This is a genomic window from Aliikangiella litoralis (assembly GCF_052495765.1).
On record NZ_CP199292.1, the window covers coordinates 913,396 to 938,964 of the forward strand.

The window sequence follows — 25,569 nt, forward strand, 5'->3', positions numbered from 1 at the left end:
TAATTATTGATACCTTTTAATGAGCATTGAATAATTATTACCACCAAAACCATAAGCATTAATTAATACATTATTGATTGTACTTTTTGTTGGAGAATTAAAGTTTAAATTAACATCATGCTCCAATTGTTTGGTATTGGCTATTTGAGGAACTTTTTGAGTATTAAGTATTAAAGCTGCTGCAACAGCACTCACTGCAGCAGAAGAACCTCCAGAGTGACCAGTGTGTGATTTTATTGCGGTAATTGGTATCTCTGCTAGCTGTGAATCAAAAACTTTTTTTAATACTGAATATTCGACTTGATCATTGAGTTTAGTTCCAGTGGCGTGAGGTAATATACAACTCACTTCAGGAGGTGATATTTGTGCATCATTGAGTGCTGCAATGAGAGCCTTTTCTTGCATATTCCCATTGGTTTCTGGCGCTGTAACATGATAACTGTCACAACTCCAACCTAACCCGGCTAAAGAGCCATAAGCGGTGTTGCCGCTCCGTGATAGGAAATGTTCTTCAGACTCAATTAATAAAAAACCGCAAGCTTGGCCAAAAACGGTTCCTGAGCGATGGATAGAAAATGGTTGGCAGCAGTCATCTAAAGCTCTCATTGAGTTAAAACATCCTTGAACAACTCGCCCGCCAAGGTCAATGCCGCCAGTGACAACAATATCAGATTGACCTGAGCGAATATTTTGCAATGCTAATGAAATTGCATAGCCTGAGGCAGCACAACCAGATGCATTATTAATACACTCACCAACAAAATTAAAATGATTAGCGATATCACATACGACGTCAAAATTGAATTGATCTCTGGGATGAATATTCTTGTTATCATGAAATGCTTGTTCAATATGGTTGATATTACCCATTCCACTTCCTAAAATAACATCAACCTTATTTTCTTTAAATGGATCAAGTTTTGCTTTTTTAAATAATTCAGTGATTAAAGTAATTGATAGAGCACTTGCATCTTTATAATTATGGTAAGGTAAATCTTGCAAATGTTTGCTAAGCGAGTAAGCTTGTTGATGTTCCATTAGGTTTTCATCACAAAAGACATGTCGTTGTGGTAAGCAAACCTCATTGTTCATTGCAGACCAAAACGCATCAACACCAATACCATGATGAGTTGCTATTTCTATTGAGGTAATAACTGCTGTTCGACTCACATTAAACCTCTTATAATCCAATGCCGCCATCAACAGGTATAACCGCTTTATTGATGTACTTTGATTTCTCTGATGCTAAAAAAACAACAAGATTAGAAACATCGGATGGATCTCCTAGTACACCTAGCGGAACATGTTTTAATATCCATTCTTTTTGTTTATCATTAATTTTTTCAAATAAACCGCAATCAATATAGCCCGGAGTAACGGTATTAACGCGAATACCAAAAGGTCCCATTTCTTTGGCTAATGACTGAGAAAAACCAATGACACCGGCTTTTGAAGCGGCATAATTAGTTATACCTAAACCGCCTTGTAATGCTACGCCCGATGAAATATTAATAATGGAGCCTTTTTGTTTCTTCATCATTTCAAAAGCAAAATTACGACATACATTGAAAGTACCTGAAAGGTTGATATCAAGTACTTTATGCCAATCTTCTTCTTTCATTGTTACGAGAGAAGAATCAGCACTAATTCCTGCATTATTAACCAATACATCAACAACGCCACATTTTTTTATAACATTATTAGCCATTTGTTTTACGGCAGAAAAATCGGATATATCACAGGGTTCATAATAAACATTTCGATCAAGTTTTTTGACTGTCTCTATGACCGATTCTACTGAGGCATCTTTTTGAGTAGACACAAAAGCTATATCATAGCCTGCTTGTGCTAATGCGATGGTTATGCTTTGACCGAGCCCTCTGGAGCCGCCTGTTACAAATGCTAACATATATTTAAACCACTATTTCTTGTGATAAGTGTTCTTTAACGATTAAGCTAAGTGCGCTTTTATCAATCTTTCCGTTACAGTTTTTAGGAAGCTCATGCATACTTAAAATAAACTTTGGTTGCATATAGCTTTCGATATTTTGAACTAGATAGCTTTCAATATCATTTGTTGTTGAGTGTTGATGAACAACGCATAAACAACAAGCAGTCAATTCTGTTTTATCAGAATAACTGACTATTGCTGCTTCGCTAACATCTGAAAATCGATTAAGTATTTTTTCTTCTATTAATTTAGGAACGACCCAACGACCATTGATTTTAAATAAATCATTACTTCTACCATGATAAATATAATTTTTTTCTTCTATTCTTAAAAAGTAGTCTTTTGTATTGTGCCAACCATTTTTTATTTCACTAGTATCAATACTGCCATTTTTCCAATAACCAAGGAATTGACTAGGACCTTTTATCCACATTTCTCCAATAGCATCATGTTTGTTATTTTTAATAGGAACACTTATGTTAATATCCATTTTATTGGTTTTAATGAGTTTTGCTTCGTATCCCGGAATCATTTGGTTGGCTGACACTGGTGCTTTGGGATTCATAATATTTGATAAATAGACATGTCCCATTTCTGTACAGCCTACACCATCATAAATATTTGAATTAAATATCCTATGCCATTGATTAAATATACTTTCTGGTAAAAAAGAACCTGCTGAAAAAAACGTTTTCACCGTCGGGAGCAGCTCAACAAATTTTTCTTTATCGTTTAATATCATATGATAAATTTTGGGACCAGCAAAAAAAATAGTTGGCTTATATTTTTCTAGGATATAGCGAATTCGTTCAGTCGAAGGCCATTGCTTATCCAATATTGCTACAGCACCATTATAAATGGTAAAAAATAACGAATTTCCTAATCCATAACCAAAAAACATTTTTGCTACTGAATAAATACGATCGCCAGGTTTAATGGATAAAGAATATTCTGAGAATAACTCACAGTTTGCTAACATTCCTGCATGATGATGAACTACGGCTTTGGGTAGTCCGGTGGTCCCTGATGTATATTGCCAAAATGCTGGAGATTGAGGGGTAACAGCTAAACAACTGCCATATGGGGCATCATCAATAATATTAAAATCTAATCTTGTCGTATTTTCTTGGTTGTTTACGCTATTGATAAAGCAAGATAAATTTTTAGGTAAAAAACTTTGGTTAAGTTTAAAAGAGTGATCGTCCAATATAACTGCAACACAACCCGAATCATTCAAAAAGTGTTTGAAATCTTTTGTTCTAGGGTTAAGTGCTACAGGAATAGCACCCATATAGATAAGACCTAAAAAAGCAACAAAAAAGAAAGATGAATCATCAAGTAGTAGTAAAACTCTTTCTTCGGGTTGAATACCGTTTTTTTTCATTATTCCAGCAAACCGATATACACGATTTTTTAATAAAGAAAATGTAAGGTGACAACCATCTTCTACAATAGCAATATCATCATCTGAAAATTTAGATTGTTGAAAAATATTTTCAACTAAGTTGTTACGAGTATGAGTCATATTTTACCAATGAGTTGTATTACGCAGTTTCAGATAACTTCTCATTGAGCAACTTATGTACGTTCGCAAGCGTTGTCATTTGTGACATAAACTCTTCATCTAGTTTAAGCCCATATTTTCTTTCGACTTTAACTATTAATTGGAGAGCCACTAAAGAGTCAACACCTAAGTCGTCTACAAAATGACTTGAATCCTTTATTTCATCAGGTTCCATATCAAAAATATCAGATAGCATTTCTTTCAAATCACTAATTTTTATTGCTTCACTCATAATATAATTCCTCTATTTTTCAAATGTTAATACCCAAAAATAACCTTTGCCAACATACTCTAGATTGATGTTTTTTGCTTCGCTGGGTATATCTGACATAGGAGGATCTATCTCTCCTTTTTCTATCGATGCAACAGGAGAAACAAAAATGTTAAAGACTAATTTAGGCCAAAACTTATCTCTTAACTCTGGCGAAAAACCTTCGTCATTAATAACAACTTTACCACCAGGTTTGATAACCCTTAGCATTTCTGCTAGTGCTTTTTTTCTGTAGTGAAAAGAGTTAATGCCACCTACATGCAATAAATAATCAAAACTATTATCTGGATAAGGTAAAAATGAACCATTACCATGAATAATGTTAACTTCACTTTCTAAATGAGAGTTTTTCTTTTTGCATTTTGAAAGCATCCCCATCGAAATATCAATGCCATCAATTTTAGCATTAGGAAACTTTTCTTTAATAAATGGTATGTTTGAACCTGTGCCAATAGAAACCTCTAATACGTTGACTTTAGATTTGTTGGGAGTAAAAAAGTTGATGATATCTTGACGTAATTCTTTTTCACTAAGTCTCATTGCAAAAAACCATGCTTTTATTTGAAACTCATAGTTGATGGATGCTAGGTCGTAAAGTTTTTGAATATATTTGTCTTGCTTTTTAAGTCTATCTTTTTTCACGAAACTTAAGATACCATTTTGCTTTTTAAATTCAAAACTTTCCTCACAGTTTTTAGAGCATGACATTAAAGAATTACTGTTTATTAATTTGTTTTGACAGTAGGGACAAATTAGTTCAGAAAATGACATAATAATTAATTCCTGTTTTTATATAAAAGGCTTCCCCAAGTAGAACCTGAGCCATAAGCGAGAAAAACGATATATTTGCCTTTTTTTAGTTTACCTAATGATGAAGCCATAGAAATTGCAACAGGAAGTGATGCTGAAGCCATATTGCCTAATTGGGAAAAGTTAATAAAGAATTGCTCTTTTTTTAAACTCATTTTTTCTGCAACAGATTCAAGAATTCTTAAGTTAGGCTGATGTGGAATAAACAGAGCAATATCCTCTACGTTAAGATTATTTCGTTGCAATAGTCTGCTGGTTGATTGATACATATTATTAACGGCATCTTGAAAAAGTTCTTTTCCTTTCATTCGAAAATAAATATTGCTATTGTCTTCTCCCAAACTAGCACTAAAAGATTCGGCCCAGGTTCCTGGCGACTTGGTATAAAGTAGTTCGTAGTTATCTCCGTCGGCACCTATGTCAATATCAACAATATAACCATCTTCTTTGTTTAAGTGTTTTGAATAAATAGCGGCTGCGGCCCCATCACCTAAAAGAACTGATAGGTTTCTGCCATCATTAGAACAATCGATCCGTTTTGAGAGCAGTTCAGAGCAAATAACTAAAATATTTTTATTGCTCCCTGTGTCAATAAGCGCTTTAGCTAGTTGGCTTGCATAAATAAAACCGCTGCATTGTGCTCTAATGTCAAAAGCTGGAATTTTTTCTAAACTTAATTTCCTTTGTATTAGACACGCCATTGCTGGGTCATAGTTATCAGGTGATAATGAATTAACGATTAAACAATCTATATCGTGTGGTGTTATATTGGCATCTTTTATTGCTCTTTGTGCTGCTATAACAGCCATATCACTACACGAAGTTTTTTTTTCGGCAAAGCGTCTTTCATGTAAACCGGTACGTTCAACAATAAATTCATTGCTGGTTTCCATAATGCTTGAAATGTAATGGTTATTCGCTATTTTTTCTGGTAAAAAGTGCGAAATACTTTTAAGTGTAACCATTATGCAGAAATCCTAATATTTCCTAGTTGCCACAAGCTAGACATAAATGACCACCCTGTACATGCACCGGCAAAAGAAACTATATCATTCTCCTTTACCGCTCCTTGTTTGAGGGCTGTATATAATGTGTAGGGGGTTGCTACTGAGCCTAAACAGCCAACTTCTTCGACTGTTCTCAAATAGCTGCCTTCTTTTAATTCAACGCCTTGAGCCCATGCACTGACTAAAGTGCTTGAAGGCTGGTGAAATACAAAATAATTAATATCTTCAAGTGTTAAACCAGCTTTACTAATTGCTGTATGTATCGCAGCAGGAACTGCTTGAGGTACAAATAGTTTCATCGTTTGATCCCCTGACTCAGCCATAGTGACATACATATCAAACTGTGGTTCTGTATGTTCCTTGTCAGGGTAAAAAGGTTCTCGCCATTTACAAAGTCCTAGGTCGTAGTAGGTTGAGTTAGTTCCCCAATGGGAACCAAGGAATTTAAATCCAGAATCTTCTTCTGTAACAACTGCTGCTGCGGCTCCATCGGAAAAAATAGTTGACCACTTGGTTGTAAAATCAGCCGTTGATGAAAGTCTTTCACTACTACATACTAATATTTTTTTAAATACGCCTTGGGCTATTAAACCTTGTGCTAACTGTAAATTCATTAAGAAGCTTAAACATTCTAACTCTGTATCCCAGCATATTGCTTTTGTTGCGCCAATACGATCTCTTATTCTATCTCCCATTCGAGGTAATATTTCTCTATGATTACCAATATTTTTATTATCATTAATAGCTGGGCAAGTATAATTTGATAAAATTAAATCTAAATCAGTCGCTTTTATTTCTGCTAACTCTAATGCTTCAAGTGCTGCTCGTTCAGCAAGAACAACTTCGTTCTCGCCTAATGATGGATCTATGTGAGGACGTTGTTTAACCCCCCAGAAACTATGCCAGCCAGGACTAATGTCTTTTACCTGTTTAAATTTTTCATCATTGTTGCTGTATGATATTTGAGGTAATTGACAAGCAAGACTTTTTATTGAAAATGGGTTCATATGTTTTTGCCAACAGTTAAAGATCTAAAACTCATTTCGAGCGTTGATAAATCGATTTCTCCAATAACAATTTCTTTACAATCATTACTATCTAATACTTGATTAAGTTTTTCTGGAATATTAAAAGTGCCATTTATCACATCATCGTTATTACCAAACCAGTTATCAAAAAAAACTTCGGTGGTTGATGGGATATTGTGCGTTTCAAAAAAAAGCTTTAAAGCCTCATTTTGTTTCTTTGTAATATATTCAATACCATTAATATCAATTGGGTAATTAAACTCTGTTCTAAATGGCTCATGAGCACTGGTTTTATTTTTAACCCTAATTTTTAATTTTGGAATATTGTCAAGCACATGATATTGTGCATTTGATATTGCATGTTGTTTGGACTCTGAAAGTAATAGTGCAGCAGCGCCATCTGAAATACGAAAATTTGAAATTTCACATGAAGAAATGCTATTGGCGGTACATTCAGAACGAACAATAATAACATTCTTAAATTGCATTTGTGATGCCAGAGTCCTTGCGGCATCAATACAAGCTCCCCATGAAGATGCGGTTAAATCTAATACCATCGCATTGATTGCATTTAGAGACTTATGAATTGGATAAGCTAGACGTGGACCAATAACTTCTGGACTACAAGCAACATGATCGATTGTTAGCGAAGTACTAACAATTAAATCAATTGAATCGGCTTTGAGGTTAGCCGATTCCAATAATTGTTCAATGGCTTTCTCGGCAAAGTTTATTGCCAGTTCATTTGAAGAGGCTACATAAACTCGATTATTAATACGAGAATTAAAATTACCAATTTCTTTTGTATTAGGCGGATAATATGAAGAGGTATTTGCTACTTTCAACATTAAAGTTCCACTTCCTTAGTTTGTTATTAATAAAAACACACCATTAATTAACTTGTATGGCAAAGCGATAATATACCACTTCTCTTTTATCTAGCATGTTATATATATCGCTACCTTTAAGTCCCGCAAACCCTTCAAAAACAGGTTGTTGATTTTTGGGAACATGTTGCTCTATTAATTGTTTTTTCCTTGGATGATCTTCACTTAAAGATTGAATGACTTTATTGGTAATGTCTTCTTTTTCAAGAACTTTAAAACCTGGGTATGTTTCAATTGATTCTTTAAAGTTGGTGATGTCTTTTTTGTGTCTTAAATCGGAAACTAAAAAATATCCCCCAGGTTTGAGAACTCTTGATACTTCACTAAAAAATGCATTAAGGTCGCCATAGCAATGACAACTTTCTACATTGATGACTGCATCAAAATGATTGTCGGGGTAAGGTATATTTTCAGCATCACCCAGTTGGTATTCTAGGTTTTGCAAATTATGATTTTTATTTGCGAATTCAATTTGATTTGAAGAAATATCTATAGCGCAAAATTTTTCAGGTTTTAGATAACCCGCCATAAAACGGGCACCACCGCCTCGTCCCGAGCCGACTTCTAGAACTCGTTTATTTTTAACATCTGCAATTTTGGCGACATAATGGTACATTTGAAGACAATACTTGTCTGGCATATCTTTTTCTTCGAGTGCAGGAAAGTCATAATCTTCAGGTAATGAAACGCCATAATTCATCATTGTCCAGAGGGAAACATCAATGTCTTTTGCTAATTTGTCGTACCAATAGCGCCAAAACTTTCTTCGAAACCAAGGCCAGTTATCGCACAGAAATCCAATTATTTTAATGAACATGTTTATTTTAGCTTGTAATGTTGTGAGTTAAATCGGTCACATAATTTACGATTGTTAATTATTATGAATTAATATTCATACGGTATAAAAAAATAATTGTATATATCGTATGGTTATATGTTCGTTGATGTTATAGAGTGAGTATTGAATAGTCAAGCAATTTATTATTACAGTTTTTTGATATTTTATTGAGTTGGTTTGACAAAACATTTGATACTCTTAAATAAGGTTAAAAGCTTTTTGTTTTGGGTGACTTAATGTTGTCTGAGCAATAATTACATCATGCGACTCATTTGTTTTGAGCGGATTAATTGAATTCAAAATCGAAACTTAACTATGGCGACACTTTTATTTTAAATATTTTTATTGGAAGTTTGAGCAGGTCATATCATGATTACTTTTTTAAGTTATTTATAATAATTTTGAATTAACATTCTTAAACGCACTAACATATAAAATATAATTAGAATATGACATCTTACCCACGCTATCGAGGGAAATTGTTGAAGCGTTTAATAATCTTGCTATAACAGGAATAAGTACGTCTATATAGTTGGTTAATAAAAAATAAAACGTAAGTGTATTGTTACAAAAACGTTAACGATTTAACAAAACTGTAATTATTAGCTGTTTTTGTTGTTTAAATCATTATGATGAATGGCAAAAATTATTTAATAATACTGCTGCTATTTATCTTTTATTTCTGTTTTTTTTGTTGAAAATTTATTTTATTTTGTGAGTTTTTATTCTGTTATATGTCTTGTTAATAATGCCTAAATAGGTCGTTAATATTACCGTTTGAATAAAGTTTTTTCTTTCATACTATAGAAATGCAACTTTCAATTTTTCTCGTTTTTGAAAGAGTTAATAATAATTATGAGCAAGGTGGTGTAATAGGTATGAAATTAAAAAACAAAATAATCGGATTGTTAGGTGCTGCATTATTCTCAAGTGCAGTTGTTAATGCTGAATCATTATTTAGTTGGGATAATCATAGTATAGTCTCAGAAAATGTTAAACAGTCATCTATCTCTGAGGTTGAGCGGCTAAAATCAAATGACCAAAGTATAAAAAACTCTTTTATTTATAATACTAACCCAGGTGCATTATCTGCTGATACGGATAAGTTAACTTTAAATTTGACGCCTGATATAGCAATAGAATTTAATAAATCTGAAGCAAGCGAAGGAGCGTCAGGAAGTTTAGTTTGGCAAGGTAATTCCTACGTTAAAGGTACAAATAACGGTTTAACTTCTGAAAGCGAATTGATAAGCAATAATGCTATTTTAGTTTTGCGTGAAGGAAGAGTGACAGGGACGGTTAGAGTCGATGGACGTTTATTCAAAATTCAACCTTTAGCCAGTGGACAGCACTTGGTCATTGAAGTTGATGAAAATAATATGCAACCGGATCATCCTCCTGGAGAGATGGAGCAAATGGAATCTGAGATTGACGCTGAGCCAGAAAACGGATCTGTAGAGTCAGAAATGAATCATGCAGAATCAGAAGTGGGATACGATGAATACGCATCGTTCGCTCCTGAAGCAGGTATAGGTCAATTAGCCGCTGCATCAACACCAGTGGTTCGTGTTTTGGTTCTTTATTCAAATGGTGTTCCTGCCGAAGTGGATGACATTCCTGCTATGGTTGATTTAGCTATTGCTGAAACGAATCGAGGTTTCATTAACAGCCATATCAATTTAGAAGTGGAAATGGCTCATTTGTCGAGTATTAATTACGATGCGGTTGGAGTGGCTAAAGATCTTCCACGCCTTAAATCAACTGATGATGGTTATATGGATTATGCACATACTTTAAGAAATAAATATAGTGCTGATGTTGTGATGTTACTTACTCCGAAAGAACAATATTGTGGGAAAGCGGCTGCTATTGGTGCATCTTCCGCAAGTAGTGGTTTTGCTGTTACTGCGCAAAATTGCGCAACCGGGTATTATTCTTTTGGTCATGAGTTAGGACATTTATTCGGCGCACGACATAATCCTGAGAAAGATAGTAAAACAACACCTTTTGCTTATGGACATGGTTATCAAGATACCAAGAAGAAGTGGCGTACTATCATGGCATACAACTGTTCACCAAGCTGCTCTCGAATTAACTGGTGGTCAAATCCGTATCAGAGAAGAAATGGTCGGGCAATGGGAACTACATCAAAAAGTAATAATGCAAGAGCATTGGCTAAAACAGCCGCCAAAATTGCTGCATTTAGAGGTGATCCGATTGTTAATGTGATAAAAAATGGGGCGCCTTGGTCTGGTATATCTAATTATACCAAAGGAACTGATTATTTTTACAAAATTGATGTGCCTTACGGAGCAAAAGACATTAAGTTTGAAATGAGTGGAGGAACTGGTGATGCAGACTTATATGTGAAGTTTAAAACGCCATCAACTAATACCTCCTGGGATTGTCGCCCATATAAAGAAGGCAATAATGAAACCTGTGATATGACTTCTACCAGAGGTACTTACTACATCAGAATAAATGCTTACAGCGAATTTTCTGATGTGACCTTAAAAGCAAGCTACACTGGTGGCGTTGATACCGTTGGTGCTGATGTAAAAAACATTAGTGTGTCAAAAGGCAAATGGTTACGATATACCTATAAGCTTCCTGTTGGTTTAGCATCGATGACGGTTTCTATTGCAGGTAAGAATGGGGATGCCGATCTTTATGTGACTAAAGCGGCGAAATCTACAGGCTCAATATTTGATTGCCGACCTTATCGGACTGGCAGTAATGAATCTTGTACTTTTAATTATCCTGCATCAGGAACCTGGTATTTGGATATTTATGGTGCAGAGGCTGCGACTGGTGTGACTTTAAAAGTGGAAACAACAAAATAGTAGTCGTTATCAGGTTTGCTGTTCAGGTTTATCTATTCGCCATTATTATGAATTGATAATGGCGTTTAATGAAAATTAATGGTACATAATTTGTTTAATATATCTATTTAAGTTATCGGCTAATTAGTTTTTTTTCTACTGCCCAAACCGCAGCCTCAACACGTGTTTTTAAGTTTAACTTTTTTAGAAGGTTTTTTACATGGACTTTGACCGTAGCTTCTGTAATTCCTAGTTTATTAGCAATCAGTTTATTACTGTTTCCTTCTGCAATCGACTTGAGTATTTCTAACTCTCGTTGTGTTAATTTATCTATCAGGCTGATATTTTTTTTATGATTAGTCTGCAGTGAGCGCGCCAGTATTTGGGTTAATGGGGCACTTAAAACGAGTTCTCCTGCAATGGCCAAGTTGATTTTTTCGATTAACTCTTCTGGTTCAGAGTCTTTTAATAAATAGCCATCAACTCCAAATTTAAGCGCTTGTAAAACATCTGCTTCACTGTCTGATACACTAAACATAACTATTTTACTTGTGATACCTGCTCGTTTTAAAGCATTTAAAGTATCAATACCACTTAGGCCTTTCATATTAAGATCTAATAATATTAAGTCTGGATTAACTTGTAGTGATAATGTAATTGCTTCTTCTCCAGAGTTGGCTTCGCCAACAACTTTTAAATTATCCTCTAGTGATATTAATTGAGCTACACCTTTTCTGAGCATAGGATGATCATCTACCAATAATATTTTTGATTTTGTCATTTTTAGACTTCCAAATAATTTGTTCGTTTAGCATTTAGTTTTACAATAATGCTTGTACCTTTGGGGTTTCTTGGGTGTATTTCTACTTTTGAATTAAGCGAGTTAGCTCTTTCTTGCATAATACTTAAACCGAAGTGTCCATATGTTTGGGTAACCTTATCAATACCTTTCCCATTATCCCAGACTTCGACCACAACTTCGTTTTCTTGCATAGAAATGGATACACCTGCTTGGGTTGCATTAGCATGCCGCTGAATGTTAGACAAAGCTTCTCTAACAATTTGTAGAATATGAATTTCCTGATTCGCTGAAAAATAATTTTGTGGTATTTGATAATCTAACGAAATTGCATGAGTAAGCTTTGAAGAAAATTCTGTAACGGTTCCTTGGAGTGCATTTTCAAGAGAAGGATCATCAAGTTTAAGCCTAAATGTTGTCAGTAATTCTCTTAACTGTAAGTAAGCACTATTAATCCCTTGTTTTATATCATCCATTGTATCAGTGATTTGTTCTTTAGGTACGTCTTTTTGTATCTTTTTAGTCAGCAGACTCATTTGAACTTTTAAGTAAGATAATGATTGTGCTAATGAGTCATGAAGTTCTCTGGCTATCACAGCACGCTCTTCCATAATTAATAGACGATTTTGGCTACTTCTTTGTTTTTCTAACTCAATAGCTGTGCTAATAATATCTGCAACAGCTTTAAGGGCGAGAGTTTGCCACTCTTTTATTGAATAGTCTTTAGGTGTTTGCCAATTAATATAACCGAAAGTGTGTTGATGTTTTTTTAAAGGGAAACGGTGAGTGAGTAAGCATAAATCTGAGTCGAATGTCTGTTGAATGATGATGTCTTGTCTAGAAAAAAAATTTTCAGAGGTGACACTAATTATAATTTTTCCTTCCCTTAAAATAGTTTCTAGTTCATTGGTTATTTTTGGCTTGCTATAGCTAAAATCATTGCTTGATAAGTGACGAGCTACTCTATAAAGAAAATCAAGTGATTGATTAGTTTGTATTAACTCGTTTGTTTTTTGAGCAACACGTTCTTCAAAATTCTGATAAGTTGTTTTTAACTGAGATGACATTTGGTTGATGGTTCTTGCTAAAACTCCTAATTCGTTATCTGCACTATCATTGGCTTTGAGTTCAAAGTTTCCTTGACCTGCTTGTGAGGCAACTTCGACTAACTGTTTTAACGGCGTTACAACACTTCTGTTTAAACGAAAAAGTACAACAAAGGCAACAACTAAAATTGATAGTAAACTAATACCTTGGATTAGTCTTAACATACTGAGTTTTTTTTCTGATTCTTTTTGTAATAGTGAAACTAATTGATCAAGCATGCTGACAAATTGATCATAAGAATACACAGGTGTGTTCTGTTCTTGCTGTTTGAGTTTTTCCCATAAACTTAAAATTGTTTGATAGTGAGATTCAATTAGCGGATTTTCACGAGCGCTGGTGAGGCCGCCAGAAAAAAGCTGTGTTAATTGTTTTTCAAAAGCTTTAACTTCAGTTGCGACTTCTTGTTTTTCATTCGTTGTATCAATTAGGTGAGCTCGTGAAATACGTATTGCCATCATTCTTAACGCACCAGCATGATTAATTTGAGCGGCATCTCCACTAAGACTTTCTGACACCAGCATAGATGAAATCATGCTAACTAGTCCTAAAGTGATGATCACCGTCATTATCTGACCTGCTCTGGCTATTAACGATGAACTGGTTGTCGCAGGATCTGGATCCATATTATTTAATTTATTGGTTTTATCACGCATTTCGCTCTCTGAATATTTTTTAGAGAAGAACAGTACAACTATATACTCAAAATGTCAGAACCCAAAATTGTTGGAATTTCTGTCAATATCTTCTAGTGAGTAAAGGAGAGTAAAAGTCGCTTATTGCCTAATAATATGTATGTTCTTGTGTGGCAAATACCCTACTACTACTAAAGAGTTATCTCAATATCAAAATAAGCATAACAAATTTGAATTGATAAAAAAAGTCTTTAAAAACAAATGCTTGAGTAATTAGTTTGCCTACTACTTTAGTGGTAGTTTTAATCTTATTGAAAAGCTTAAGCAGGTTGAGGGTGATCTGGATCAAGGTTGTAAAAGCAGGGGTTGCTACTTTTATATGGCAGTCTCGAATTAAAAGATGTTCCTAGAAAAACATCTAAGAGAAATTTTCGGAGGATATCATTATGCCTAGTTACAAGACTAAACAGTATTCAGTTTTAACAATGAACACAGTTGCATTTGCATTTAACTTTGCGGTGTGGACTATGTTTTCTATTATTGGATTGAAAATAAAACAAGAATTAGGTTTATCTGATACACAGTTCGGCGTATTAGTTGCCACACCTATTTTAACTGGTTCGATTACTCGATTACCTTTGGGAATATTAACGGATTATTATGGGGGACGAATTGTTTATTTTATCCAAATGATTCTAGTCGCTATTGCAACTTATAGTTTAGCCTTTGCGACACAGTATTGGCAGTATCTCTTAGCAGGATTATTTGTTGGATTAGCAGGTGGCTCATTTGCTATCGGCATTGCTTACACATCTGCCTGGTTTGAAAAAGAAAAACAAGGCACCGCGATGGGGATTTTTGGTGCTGGTAATGCCGGAGCGGCGATTACTAACTTGGTAGCGCCAACAATTGTGGTTGCGGCTGGTTGGCAAATGGTTCCTAAAGTGTATTCGATTGCGATGGCAACAATGGCGATCGTTTTTTGGTTTTTTACTTATAACGACCCACATCAAGAAGAGCGCAAACGTTCTGGCACTCATAAAACTATGGCTGAACAACTTGCTCCTTTAAAAGAGTTAAGAGTTTGGCGTTTTGGTCTTTATTATTATTTTGTCTTCGGCGGGTTCGTTGCGTTAGCGCTATGGTTACCTAAATATTATATCGGTGAGTTTGGTCTTGATATTAAAACTGCGTCATTGATTACTATGATTTTTACTTTGCCTTCAGGTTTGATTCGAGCTGCTGGTGGTTATGCTTCTGACAAAGTGGGAGCTAGAACAGTTAACTGGTGGGTTTTTTGGATTTCGGCAGCTTGTCTTTTCTTTTTGTCATACCCTGAAACTAGTTTCATCGTGAAAGGTATTAATGGCGATGTGACTTTTAATATCGGGCTAAACGTGTGGATTTTTACTGCGTTAGTTTTTGTTGTTGGTATTGCTCAGGGATTTGGTAAGGCTAGTGTTTATAAATTATTGCATGACTACTACCCAGATAATATGGGATCTGTTGGTGGCATGGTTGGTGTGTTAGGGGGCTTAGGTGGATTTACTTTGCCTATCTTCTTCGGAATTTTATCTGACTACACCAATGTGAGATCTTCATGCTTTATGTTGTTATTCATATTAGTTGCTGTATGTATGTTTTGGATGAACTATTCAATCATTCATGCAAAGAAAGAAAGCGAAATTTTATAAGAACAAACTATTATGCCTTCATTTATTGAAGGCATTAAATTTAAATTTGGTGAGTGGAGTTAATAATGTCTGATATCAAAAAGTGGGACGTCGAAGATACCCAATTTTGGGAGTCTGAAGGAAAGAAGATTGCTAATCGTAATCTCTGGATCTCTATTCCTAGCTTGTTATGTGGATTTGCCGTTTGGTTATATTGGGGCATCATCACAGTACAAATGCTAAATCTAGGTTTTCCATTTGCTAAATCTGAGCTATTTACGTTAATGGCAATTGCCGGATTAACCGGAGCAACTTTAAGAATTCCAAGTAGCTTTTTTATTCGTTTATGTGGTGGCCGAAATACCATTGTTTTTACCACTGCATTATTAATGTTACCAGCGATTGGAACAGGAATAGCACTGCAAGATAAAAACACACCATTTTGGGTATTCCAGTTACTCGCTTTATTGTCTGGTTTTGGTGGTGGAAATTTTGCCTCATCAATGTCAAATATCAGTTTTTTCTTTCCTAAAAAGCAACAAGGTTTAGCCTTAGGGTTAAATGCCGGTTTAGGAAATTTTGGTGTGACTACCATGCAAATTCTTGTGCCATTAGTCATGACTTTTGGGTTGTTTGGTGGTGATTCAATGGTATTGGAAAATACTAGTGGTACTTTAATCGGAAAAATACCTGCAGGTAGTGAAACTTGGATTCAAAATGCTGGGTTTATCTGGTTAGTTTTTTTAATTCCTCTCGCTTTAATTGGTTGGTTTGGAATGAATAACATTCGGGCGGCTCATGTTTCTCCTAATATCGGTAACCCTGTTAGTTCAATTTCAAAAATTATAATGATGTTATTGCTTGGTTTTATTACTGCTATTTTTGGTCTGTGGTTAATGTTACCTGAGTCAGCGAACGGTTCTGGTTTTGGAGTACCTAAAGAAATTGTTTTGGTCATTGTTGTTGTGCTGACTGTTTATGGTCTAAAAATGTTACCAGGAGAGATTGGGACCAGCTTAACTCGCCAATATAAAATTTTTGAAAATAAACATACCTGGGTAATGAGTGTTATTTACACTATGACTTTTGGTTCATTCATTGGTTATTCAGCTGCATTTGCATTAGCAATTAAAGTCATTTTTGGTTATCAACATATTTTAGTTGATGGTGTTATGACTCATAACACTATTAACGCAAACGGTCCTAGTGCTTTAATGTATGCATGGATGGGACCTTTTATTGGGGCGTTAATTCGACCTGTTGGTGGTTGGATTGCTGATAAAATGGGTGGAGCTAAAGTCACTCAAATTTGTTCTATTGTTATGGTAGCGAGTGCTTTAGGTGTTGCATATTATATGAAAGCTGCTTACGCTTCTGCAACTCCTGAAGAATTTTTTGTTCCTTTCTTTGTTTTATTCTTAGTCTTATTTGCCGCAACAGGTATTGGAAACGGTTCTACTTTTAGAACAATTGCCATGGTGTTTAATAAAGAACAGGCTGGCCCAGTACTTGGTTGGACTTCTGCAATTGCTGCCTATGGTGCTTTTTATATTCCTAAAGTTTTTGGTGAGCAAATTAAAGCAACAACACCAGAATATGCATTGATTGGATTTGCTGTATTTTACGGTATATGTCTTTTAATTAATTGGTGGTTCTATTTAAGAAAAAGTGCGGAGTTCCATAATCCTTAATCGATAAATAGAAAACTCTACGAAGCCACAGTGTTATTGAAAAAATTCGCAGATAAAAAATACAATAGTAGTTTAGTAAATCAGTATAAAAAATAATTATTTTTAGATGGTACGAAATGATAACTTCGTACTCGGTCAACGGAGAAAAAACATGAGTCAATTTCTTGATCGCTTACAGTTTTTCAAAAAGAAAACTGGCGAATTCGCAGACGGTCATGGTGAAACTACCAATGAAAGTCGCGAATGGGAAAACAGCTACCGTCAACGATGGCAGCACGATAAAGTCGTACGTTCTACCCATGGTGTTAACTGTACAGGATCCTGTTCTTGGAAAATTTATGTTAAAAATGGATTAGTTACCTGGGAAACACAACAAACTGATTATCCTCGTACTCGACCTGATTTACCTAATCATGAGCCTCGTGGCTGTCCTCGTGGTGCGAGTTACTCTTGGTATTTGTATAGTGCTAACCGTTTAAAATACCCTAAAATTCGCAAGCCTTTAATGAAACTTTGGCGTGAGGCGAGAAAAACAATGAGTCCTGTTGATGCGTGGGGATCAATTGTTGAGGATAAGGAAAAAGCGACTTCCTATAAATCTAAACGGGGTTTAGGTGGTTTTGTTCGTTCTAGTTGGAATGAAGTCAATGAGATGATTGCTGCGGCCAATGTATATACGGCTAAAAATTATGGTCCTGATCGTGTTATAGGATTTTCTCCGATACCTGCTATGTCAATGGTTTCTTATGCTGCTGGGTCTCGCTACTTGTCACTCATTGGTGGCGTGTGCATGAGTTTTTATGATTGGTATTGTGATTTACCGCCATCGTCTCCGATGGTGTGGGGAGAACAAACCGATGTGCCTGAATCTGCTGATTGGTATAACTCAAATTACATTATTGCTTGGGGATCAAACGTTCCACAAACTCGAACGCCTGATGCGCATTTCTTTACAGAAGTGAGATACAAAGGGGCAAAAACAGTTTCCATTACACCTGATTATGCAGAAGTTTCTAAATTAACTGATGAATGGCTCAATCCAAAACAGGGTACAGATGCTGCATTAGGTATGGCATTTGGTCACGTTATTTTAAAAGAGTTTCATTTAGATAACCCAAGTGAGTACTTTACTAATTATGTTCGCCAATACACTGATTTCCCAATGCTTGTTGTATTGGAAAAGCATGATGATAACTCTTTAAAATCAACTCGCTTTCTACGTGCATCTGATTTATCTGATAACTTAGGCCAAGAAAATAATCCAGAGTGGAAAACCATTGGTATCAACCAAGATAGTGGTGAACTTACTTCACCAACGGGTTCTATCGGTTATCGTTGGGGTGAAAAAGGTAAGTGGAATATTCAAGAGCGAGATGGCAAAAGCGGTAATGAAGTCAAACTCCAATTATCACTGATTGGTAATGATATTTCTTCGGTGGCATTTCCTAACTTTACCGCAGATGAGAGTAACACTCATTGGGCTAATACCGGTGGTGAAGATATATTAGTTAAAAATGTACCGACAAAAATCATTCAAGATACTAATGGAAATGATATTGTTGTTGCAACAGTTTACGATTTAATGATGGCTAATTATGGTATTGACCGTGGTTTGGGTGGAGAAAATGTAGCATCAAGCTTTGATGATGAAACTGTACCCGGAACACCAGCTTGGCAAGAAAAAATTACCGGCTTAGATCGTACTAAAGCGATCAGAGTTGCCCGTGAATTTGCCGACACAGCCAACAAAACTAAAGGTAAAGCAATGATCATTGTTGGTGCAGCAATGAATCATTGGTATCACATGGATATGAATTATCGTGGTCTGATCAACATGCTAATGATGTGTGGTTGTATCGGGCAATCTGGTGGTGGTTGGGCCCATTATGTTGGTCAGGAAAAGTTAAGACCTCAAACCGGTTGGTTACCATTAGCATTCGGTTTGGATTGGTCTCGTCCACCTCGCCAAATGAATTCAACATCATTCTTCTATAATCATTCTTCTCAATGGCGACATGAAAAAGTGAGCATACATGAAGTCTTATCGCCGCTTGCAGACAAAAATGAATTTTCAAAACACATGCTTGATTATAATATCAAAGCAGAACGTATGGGATGGTTACCATCAGCCCCTCAGTTAAATCGTAATCCATTACAAATCACTAAAGATGCTGAAGCAGCAGGAATGGAGCCAAAAGATTATGTCATTCAACAACTCAAAAGTGGTGATTTAAAATTTGCGGCAGAAGCGCCAGATGCCCCTGAAAATTTTCCTAGAAATTTATTTATTTGGCGTTCTAACCTTTTAGGTTCTTCTGGTAAAGGTCATGAGTATATGCTCAAGTATTTATTAGGTGCTAAAAATGGTGTCATGAATAAAGACTTGGGCCATAGTAATGGATTTAAACCAGAGGAAGCAGAATGGGTTGAGGAAGGGGCTACCGGAAAGCTTGATCTAGTAACCACACTAGATTTCAGAATGTCATCTACTTGTATGTATTCCGATATTATTTTACCGACCGCTTGTTGGTATGAAAAAGATGATTTAAATACTTCAGATATGCATCCATTTATACACCCTTTATCGACAGCCGTTGACCCGGCGTGGGAAGCTAAATCAGACTGGGACATTTATAAAGGGATCGCTAAGAAATTTTCTGAAGTATCAGAAGGCGTATTAGGTGTTGAAAAAGATTTTGTCACTGTTCCTATGTTACATGACACCCCTGGAGAATTAGCACAACCATTTGATGTAAAAGATTGGAAAAAAGGCGAGTGTGATTTAATTCCTGGATTAACCGCACCTAATATGATGGTTGTTGAAAGAGATTATCCTAACACCTATAAGAAGTTTACTTCGCTTGGGCCTTTATTAGAAAAATTAGGAAATGGTGGTAAAGGCATTGGTTGGAATACCGATGAGGAAGTTAAGTTGTTAGGAGATTTAAATCATCGAAATACAGATGAAGGAGTTAGTGAAGGGCGACCAATTATTGAAACCGCAATTGATGCTGCTGAAACTATTTTAACTTTAGCGCCAGAGACTAATGGTAATGTTGCTGTAAAAGCTTGGGAAGCAATTGGTGAGTTTACCGGTCGTGATCATACTCATTTAGCGAAGCCTAAGCAGGAAGAAAAAATTCGTTTCCGTGATGTTCAAGCGCAACCAAGAAAAATTATTTCGTCTCCTACTTGGTCTGGACTGGAAGATGAGCATGTCAGTTACAATGCTGGTTATACCAATGTACACGAGTATATTCCGTGGAGAACGATTACCGGACGACAGCAGTTTTATCAAGATCATCAGTGGATGCAAGCTTTTGGTGAACAATTTGTTTCATACCGCCCACCTATTGATACAAAAACTATCGATTTGGTTAAAGGTAGTAAAGAAAATGGCAATAAAGAAATATTGCTTAACTGGATCACACCGCATCAAAAATGGGGAATTCATAGTACCTATTCAGATAACTTGTTAATGCTAACGCTTTCTCGTGGTGGTCCAATTATTTGGATGAGTGAAACCGATGCCAAAGAAGCTGATATTGAAGATAACGATTGGGTTGAGGTGTTCAATGCTAATGGCGCAATTGCTTGTCGAGCCGTTGTCTCACAGCGTGTTAATCAAGGTATGGTGATGATGTATCACGCACAAGAAAGAATTGTTAACGTACCAGGTAGCGAAATGACAGGTACTCGTGGTGGTCACCATAATTCGGTTACGCGTGTTGTCATGAAGCCAACTCACATGATTGGTGGTTATGCGCAACAGTCTTGGGGCTTTAACTACTACGGTACTGTTGGTTGTAATCGTGATGAAATGGTTGTGGTAAGAAAGATGGATAAAATCGATTGGTTGGATGGTTCTGACTCTGATGATTTACCACGCGCTCTTCCTACTAACCCAGATCAAGCTTAAGGAGTAGAACATGAAAATACGTTCTCAAATTGGTATGGTACTTAACCTTGATAAATGTATCGGGTGTCATACTTGTTCAATCACTTGTAAAAATGTTTGGACCTCGCGTGAAGGGGTTGAATATGCCTGGTTTAATAATGTTGAAACTAAACCAGGTATTGGTTATCCAAAAGAATGGGAAAATCAAGATAAATGGAATGGGGGTTGGGTTAGAAAATCTAACGGCGACATCCAGCCACGTATTGGTGGAAAATTTCGAGTGTTAGCGGGTATTTTTGCCAATCCTGACTTGCCTGAAATTGATGATTATTATGAACCTTTTGATTATGACTATCAGCATTTACATACTGCGCCTGAAGTCAAACATCAGCCTACAGCTAGACCACGTTCGGTTATTTCTGGTAAACGAATGGAAAAAATTGAGTGGGGACCTAACTGGGAAGAAATTTTAGGTAGTGAGTTTGAAAAACGTAGTAAAGATAAAAATTTCGATAACATGCAAAAAGAAATGTATGGTGAATTTGAAAATACTTTTATGATGTATTTGCCTCGTTTATGTGAGCATTGTTTAAATCCTGCCTGTGCTGCTGCTTGTCCATCGGGCGCGATCTATAAGCGTGAAGAAGATGGCATTGTATTAATTGACCAAGACAAATGTCGTGGTTGGCGTATGTGTGTCAGTGGTTGTCCTTATAAAAAGATTTATTTTAATTGGAAGTCTGGAAAATCAGAAAAGTGTATCTTTTGTTATCCACGTATAGAAGCTGGTATGCCAACTGTTTGCGCTGAAACTTGTGTTGGGCGTATTCGATATTTAGGTGTGCTTTTATATGATGCGGATAAAATTAAAGAGGTGGCATCGACTCCTTCTGATACTGATCTTTATGAGAAACAACTTGAGGTTTTTCTTGATCCAAATGATCCTAAGATTATCGAACAAGCGCGTAAAGATGGTATTGCTGACTCGGTTATAGAGGCAGCACAAAAATCACCCGTTTATAAAATGGCGGTTGACTGGAAGTTGGCGTTACCGTTACATCCTGAATATCGAACTTTGCCTATGGTTTGGTATGTGCCTTCATTAAGCCCAATTCAAAATGCCGTTGAAGCTGGCACTCTAGGAATGGCTGGTGTAATACCCGATATTCGCTCTTTAAGAATACCACTCAAATATTTAGCCAATTTATTAACAGCCGGTGATGAAGAACCTGTTGCTAGAGCGTTAGAAAGGTTATTAGCAATGCGAGCTTATAAGCGAGCAGAAAATGTCGAAGGCTTGGAAGATTTAGCGGTATTACAACAAGCTGGCTTAACTAAAAAGCAAGCGGATGAAATGTATCGTTATTTGGCAATTGCTAATTACGAAGATCGTTATGTTATTCCGACTGGCCATCGAGAAATGAATGTTCCAGAAGCTTATGGTGAAAAGAGTGGTTGTGGCTTTACTTTTGGTAATGGTTGTAGCACTGGTAATAGTAATGTCAACATGTTTGGTGCGAAAAAAGTGTCTAGTCGTGATGTGATTAAAACTTTTAAGGTAGGAGAGTAGTCGTGTTGATATTAAAAGTAATTTCACGATTGCTTGACTATCCTACAGCAACACTTTTTTCTGCTGCGGATGATTTAGTTAATGTAGTGAATGAGTGCCAGGATTTAAGTTTCGCTAAGCGAGAAAAATTAATTGATTTTATTCGCCAGTTAACTGCTAGAGATTTATATGATGCTCAAGAAAGTTACGACTTGCTATTTGATCGAGGTCGTGCACTTTCACTTTTGTTATTTGAGCATGTACACGGAGAATCTCGGGATAGAGGTCAAGCAATGGTCGATTTAATCAACGTATATCGTACCAAAGGCTTTGAAGTCGATTCGTCACAGTTACCTGATTATATTCCACTTTATTTAGAGTTTTTAAGTGAGCAAGACCCTAATTATGCACGTGAATGGTTAGGCGATATTTGTCATTTAATGACAATGCTATCTGAACGTTTAATTGAACGAGATTGTTATTACTTTATTTTATTTGATTCGTTGATTGAAGTTTCTGGTTTTGAAGTTGACCGTAAAGAAATTGCAGAAACTGTGAGTCAGGAAGAAAGAGATGACACGGTAGAGATGATTGATAAAGAGTGGGAAGACAAAGAAATTCGTTTCGATGATCCCGTGGCCGGTCAATGTTCAAATACAGGACAATCAAGCTTTCTAAATGGACTTGATTCAAATGCGGCGCAGCAGGTTCCTATAAAATGGCATGCTGCTGATGTGACTAAAAACGCTGATATAACAAACGCGACAAGTTCAGCTGGATTGTGAGGAGAATATTATGTCTAATTTAAATAATTTATTGTTTGGAGTGTATCCATACATAGCAATTGTTGTTTGTATCGTCGGGTGCTGGATTCGCTTTGATAGAGAGCCTTATACCTGGAAAGCTGATTCAAGTCAGATGCTAAGTAATAAAGGTTTTAGAGTGGCAAGTAACTTATTTCATATTGGTGTCATTTTTATTTTAATGGGACACTTTGTTGGTTTGTTAACTCCACCGGCAATTTATCACCACTTTATTTCATCGGCTAATAAACAAATGGTTGCTCTTGTTGTCGGTGGTTTTTTTGGTGTGCTTTGTTTAATAGGATTGGTCATGCTAATAAAACGTCGTTTGACTGATGAGCGAGTAAGAGCATCTTCAAAGTTTTCAGATATTATGATTTTGTTTATGCTTTTAGTGCAATTAATATTGGGATTGTTAACCATTTTTATTTCTCTCGATCATTTAGATGGTTCGGTAATGATTATGCTAAGTAGTTGGGCACAAAATATTGTAATTTTGCAAGGTGTGCAGGCTGCCTTAGCGATTGAACCTGTGCATATTATTTATAAACTTCATGTGTTTGTTGGTTTAACTATGATTTTATTTTTTCCATTTACTCGTTTGGTTCATGTTATCAGTGTTCCAATATGGTATTTGGGAAGACGTTATCAGGTTGTTCGTGAGAGATAATTTGAGAGCCGTGTTGTAAGAAGCCGGAGCCTTAATAAACCAAGTCAGACGGGTTGAATCTTGACAGAGTTAAGGCTCCTTTCATTTACTAATTAATATTAATCGAGGAAATTATGAGTTCATGTGCTTCACACTCAGGTGTTTCAACATTTGATGCTTCTAAATCTGGTGCTTCGTGTTCGAGTGTACCTCAATCAAATTCAGCACCTTCGGAGTCATTACCTGAAATAAAAGTTAATGGTATTGCTATTGATGAGGCCAGTTTAGCGAATGAACTACAATACCATAAAAACTCTAATTTTAGTGTTGTGGTTCAGCAGGCTGGTCAAGCTTTGGTTATTCGAGAGTTGCTTGTACAAGCTGCCCAAAAAAAGGAAAAGAAACTTTTATTAGATGACGAAGAAAAATCGATTCAAAGATTATTAGAAAGCAATGTTCAATATGATGATCCTGATGAGATAACATGCCAACGTTATTTTGAAAATAATAAACAAAAGTTTATGACGGTTCCATTAATGGAAGTTGATCACATATTGTTGGCTGCTTCAAAAGACGATTTGACTGGACGAGAAGTTGCTAAAAATAATGCCCAAGATATTATTCAACAACTGAAAAAAGATCCAATATTATTTCCTGCACTTGCAGAACAATATTCTGCATGCCCTTCAAAAAAAATGGGAGGATCACTAGGACAAATCAGTAAAGGACAAACGGTTCCTGAGTTTGAGCGTCAGTTAATGATATTACCGCAAGGTTTGGCCGATAAACCAATAGAATCGAGATATGGCTTTCATGTGGTTAATGTGACTAGAAAAATTGAGGGCAAACCGCTGGAATATTCTATGGTGGCTGATAAAGTAAAAGGTTACTTAATGCATCGCTCATCTCACCTTGCAATTCAACAATATATTCAAAGTTTGGTAGAAAAAGCTAATATTGAAGGTATTGAAATGTTGTTTACTGAAGAAAATATTTATATCGGTTAAATTGATTAAACATAATTAGGACTATTATAGAAAATAAATATATTTCAAATACTTAACTTATCGTACTTGTTCTACTAGAAGATAATAGGAAAATTATAAGAAAAGAATATTTTGATCTAAGTCAATAATTTATTTTAGCATCATAATATGATGGTTAGCTTAGCCTGATTACGAGTATTTTTATGAGTGATAATAATATTCCTATTGTCTATTCTTGTTCTGGCTGCTCCAACTTGGCGCAGTTAGCGCATGATATTGCATTAAATATGGAACGCGATGGAATTGCTGAAATGTCTTGTATTTCAGGAGTCATTGGTGGGGTTGAGCCAATTAAAAAACTGGCTGAGTCTGGTCGACCTATTTTTGTTGTTGATGGGTGTAGCTTAACTTGTACTAAAGCTTGTTTAGATGCTTGTGGTTTGAAAGCCGCACTTTACTTTGATTTAAGTTTATTTGGTTTTGAAAAACGTAGCAAAGAAGACTGTTCATTTAATGAAAGTTGTATTGCTTTAAAGCGTGTTTATGACGATTTGCATAAAGCTGGTTATTCTATTCGTTCAAAAGTTAGCTAAATTTTATTTTC

General features: G+C 35.8%; 20 protein-coding genes. 9 read left to right on the plus strand and 11 right to left on the minus strand.

Features of this window, described 5'->3' with window-relative positions:
- Positions 1–3: 3 nt before the first annotated feature.
- From ACT5E3_RS03910 to ACT5E3_RS03950, 9 genes are all read right to left on the minus strand, one after another.
- Positions 4–1,170, minus strand: coding sequence for a beta-ketoacyl synthase N-terminal-like domain-containing protein (locus tag ACT5E3_RS03910; protein WP_444997002.1), 1,167 nt, complete (start codon positions 1,168–1,170; stop codon positions 4–6).
- Positions 1,171–1,180: 10 nt separating this feature from the next.
- Positions 1,181–1,909: a 3-oxoacyl-ACP reductase FabG gene (gene fabG, locus ACT5E3_RS03915; protein ID WP_444997003.1), complete on the minus strand. Its 729-nt coding sequence runs from the start codon at positions 1,907–1,909 to the stop codon at positions 1,181–1,183.
- A 4-nt stretch (positions 1,910–1,913) separates the two neighbouring features.
- Positions 1,914–3,476 (minus strand): AMP-binding protein, encoded by a 1,563-nt coding sequence (locus ACT5E3_RS03920; protein WP_444997004.1) that lies wholly within the window; start codon positions 3,474–3,476, stop codon positions 1,914–1,916.
- 19 nt (positions 3,477–3,495) lie between these two features.
- Entirely contained in the window at positions 3,496–3,747 is a 252-nt protein-coding gene (locus ACT5E3_RS03925) for an acyl carrier protein (RefSeq protein WP_444997005.1), read from the minus strand.
- A 12-nt stretch (positions 3,748–3,759) separates the two neighbouring features.
- Positions 3,760–4,428, minus strand: a complete 669-nt coding sequence (locus ACT5E3_RS03930) for a class I SAM-dependent methyltransferase (RefSeq protein WP_444997006.1) — start codon at positions 4,426–4,428, stop codon at positions 3,760–3,762.
- Between the two features lie 134 nt (positions 4,429–4,562).
- Positions 4,563–5,561, minus strand: a complete 999-nt coding sequence (locus ACT5E3_RS03935; protein ID WP_444997007.1) for a 3-oxoacyl-ACP synthase III family protein — start codon at positions 5,559–5,561, stop codon at positions 4,563–4,565.
- Positions 5,561–6,610: a 3-oxoacyl-ACP synthase III family protein gene (locus tag ACT5E3_RS03940; RefSeq protein ID WP_444997008.1), complete on the minus strand. Its 1,050-nt coding sequence runs from the start codon at positions 6,608–6,610 to the stop codon at positions 5,561–5,563. Before ACT5E3_RS03940 ends, ACT5E3_RS03935 begins: the two co-directional genes overlap by 1 nt.
- Positions 6,607–7,479: a hypothetical protein gene (locus tag ACT5E3_RS03945; RefSeq protein WP_444997009.1), complete on the minus strand. Its 873-nt coding sequence runs from the start codon at positions 7,477–7,479 to the stop codon at positions 6,607–6,609. Before ACT5E3_RS03945 ends, ACT5E3_RS03940 begins: the two co-directional genes overlap by 4 nt.
- A gap of 43 nt (positions 7,480–7,522) precedes the next feature.
- On the minus strand, positions 7,523–8,335 hold the full coding sequence (locus tag ACT5E3_RS03950; RefSeq protein WP_444997010.1) for a class I SAM-dependent methyltransferase: 813 nt from the start codon (positions 8,333–8,335) through the stop codon (positions 7,523–7,525).
- An 899-nt stretch (positions 8,336–9,234) separates the two neighbouring features.
- Here ACT5E3_RS03950 and ACT5E3_RS03955 point away from each other — a divergent pair.
- A complete protein-coding gene (locus ACT5E3_RS03955) occupies positions 9,235–11,199 on the plus strand; it encodes a pre-peptidase C-terminal domain-containing protein (protein ID WP_444997011.1) in 1,965 nt (654 codons plus the stop codon).
- Positions 11,200–11,311: 112 nt separating this feature from the next.
- Here ACT5E3_RS03955 and narL read toward each other — a convergent pair whose 3' ends face one another.
- A complete protein-coding gene (narL, locus tag ACT5E3_RS03960; protein ID WP_444997012.1) occupies positions 11,312–11,959 on the minus strand; it encodes a two-component system response regulator NarL in 648 nt (215 codons plus the stop codon).
- A 2-nt stretch (positions 11,960–11,961) separates the two neighbouring features.
- The gene (locus ACT5E3_RS03965; protein ID WP_444997013.1) at positions 11,962–13,737 is read right to left on the minus strand and encodes a histidine kinase; all 1,776 of its coding nucleotides are present in this window, start codon (positions 13,735–13,737) and stop codon (positions 11,962–11,964) included.
- Positions 13,738–14,162: 425 nt separating this feature from the next.
- Between ACT5E3_RS03965 and ACT5E3_RS03970 the strand changes: the two genes are divergently transcribed.
- The 8 genes from ACT5E3_RS03970 (at position 14,163) to ACT5E3_RS04005 (ending at position 25,558) form a co-directional block, all read left to right on the plus strand.
- Positions 14,163–15,410 carry an MFS transporter gene (locus ACT5E3_RS03970; protein WP_444997014.1) on the plus strand — a complete coding sequence of 416 codons (1,248 nt, stop codon included), beginning with the start codon at positions 14,163–14,165 and terminating at the stop codon, positions 15,408–15,410.
- Positions 15,411–15,475: 65 nt separating this feature from the next.
- On the plus strand, positions 15,476–17,080 hold the full coding sequence (locus tag ACT5E3_RS03975) for an MFS transporter (protein ID WP_444997015.1): 1,605 nt from the start codon (positions 15,476–15,478) through the stop codon (positions 17,078–17,080).
- A gap of 151 nt (positions 17,081–17,231) precedes the next feature.
- On the plus strand, positions 17,232–20,999 hold the full coding sequence (locus ACT5E3_RS03980; protein ID WP_444997016.1) for a nitrate reductase subunit alpha: 3,768 nt from the start codon (positions 17,232–17,234) through the stop codon (positions 20,997–20,999).
- A 10-nt stretch (positions 21,000–21,009) separates the two neighbouring features.
- Entirely contained in the window at positions 21,010–22,548 is a 1,539-nt protein-coding gene (narH, locus tag ACT5E3_RS03985; protein ID WP_444997017.1) for a nitrate reductase subunit beta, read from the plus strand.
- 2 nt (positions 22,549–22,550) lie between these two features.
- Positions 22,551–23,312: a nitrate reductase molybdenum cofactor assembly chaperone gene (gene narJ / locus ACT5E3_RS03990; RefSeq protein WP_444997018.1), complete on the plus strand. Its 762-nt coding sequence runs from the start codon at positions 22,551–22,553 to the stop codon at positions 23,310–23,312.
- Positions 23,313–23,322: 10 nt separating this feature from the next.
- Positions 23,323–24,000, plus strand: a complete 678-nt coding sequence (gene narI / locus ACT5E3_RS03995) for a respiratory nitrate reductase subunit gamma (RefSeq protein WP_444997019.1) — start codon at positions 23,323–23,325, stop codon at positions 23,998–24,000.
- 113 nt (positions 24,001–24,113) lie between these two features.
- Complete coding sequence (locus ACT5E3_RS04000) at positions 24,114–24,986, plus strand: peptidylprolyl isomerase (protein WP_444997020.1); 873 nt, start codon at positions 24,114–24,116, stop codon at positions 24,984–24,986.
- 182 nt (positions 24,987–25,168) lie between these two features.
- Positions 25,169–25,558, plus strand: a complete 390-nt coding sequence (locus ACT5E3_RS04005; RefSeq protein ID WP_444997021.1) for a putative zinc-binding protein — start codon at positions 25,169–25,171, stop codon at positions 25,556–25,558.
- The last annotated feature ends 11 nt before the right edge of the window (positions 25,559–25,569 follow it).

Coding starts and splice junctions, on each gene's coding strand:
- ACT5E3_RS04000 (WP_444997020.1), top strand. CDS start 24,114: ATGAGTTCATGTGCTTCACACTCAGGTGTTTCAACATTTGATGCTTCT.
- ACT5E3_RS03950 (WP_444997010.1), bottom strand. CDS start 8,335: ATGTTCATTAAAATAATTGGATTTCTGTGCGATAACTGGCCTTGGTTT.
- ACT5E3_RS03975 (WP_444997015.1), top strand. CDS start 15,476: ATGTCTGATATCAAAAAGTGGGACGTCGAAGATACCCAATTTTGGGAG.
- ACT5E3_RS03945 (WP_444997009.1), bottom strand. CDS start 7,479: ATGTTGAAAGTAGCAAATACCTCTTCATATTATCCGCCTAATACAAAA.
- ACT5E3_RS03925 (WP_444997005.1), bottom strand. CDS start 3,747: ATGAGTGAAGCAATAAAAATTAGTGATTTGAAAGAAATGCTATCTGAT.
- ACT5E3_RS03940 (WP_444997008.1), bottom strand. CDS start 6,610: ATGAACCCATTTTCAATAAAAAGTCTTGCTTGTCAATTACCTCAAATA.
- ACT5E3_RS03920 (WP_444997004.1), bottom strand. CDS start 3,476: ATGACTCATACTCGTAACAACTTAGTTGAAAATATTTTTCAACAATCT.
- ACT5E3_RS03965 (WP_444997013.1), bottom strand. CDS start 13,737: ATGCGTGATAAAACCAATAAATTAAATAATATGGATCCAGATCCTGCG.
- ACT5E3_RS03955 (WP_444997011.1), top strand. CDS start 9,235: ATGAAATTAAAAAACAAAATAATCGGATTGTTAGGTGCTGCATTATTC.
- ACT5E3_RS04005 (WP_444997021.1), top strand. CDS start 25,169: ATGAGTGATAATAATATTCCTATTGTCTATTCTTGTTCTGGCTGCTCC.
- narL (WP_444997012.1), bottom strand. CDS start 11,959: ATGACAAAATCAAAAATATTATTGGTAGATGATCATCCTATGCTCAGA.
- ACT5E3_RS03980 (WP_444997016.1), top strand. CDS start 17,232: ATGAGTCAATTTCTTGATCGCTTACAGTTTTTCAAAAAGAAAACTGGC.
- fabG (WP_444997003.1), bottom strand. CDS start 1,909: ATGTTAGCATTTGTAACAGGCGGCTCCAGAGGGCTCGGTCAAAGCATA.
- ACT5E3_RS03935 (WP_444997007.1), bottom strand. CDS start 5,561: ATGGTTACACTTAAAAGTATTTCGCACTTTTTACCAGAAAAAATAGCG.
- narI (WP_444997019.1), top strand. CDS start 23,323: ATGTCTAATTTAAATAATTTATTGTTTGGAGTGTATCCATACATAGCA.
- narH (WP_444997017.1), top strand. CDS start 21,010: ATGAAAATACGTTCTCAAATTGGTATGGTACTTAACCTTGATAAATGT.
- ACT5E3_RS03970 (WP_444997014.1), top strand. CDS start 14,163: ATGCCTAGTTACAAGACTAAACAGTATTCAGTTTTAACAATGAACACA.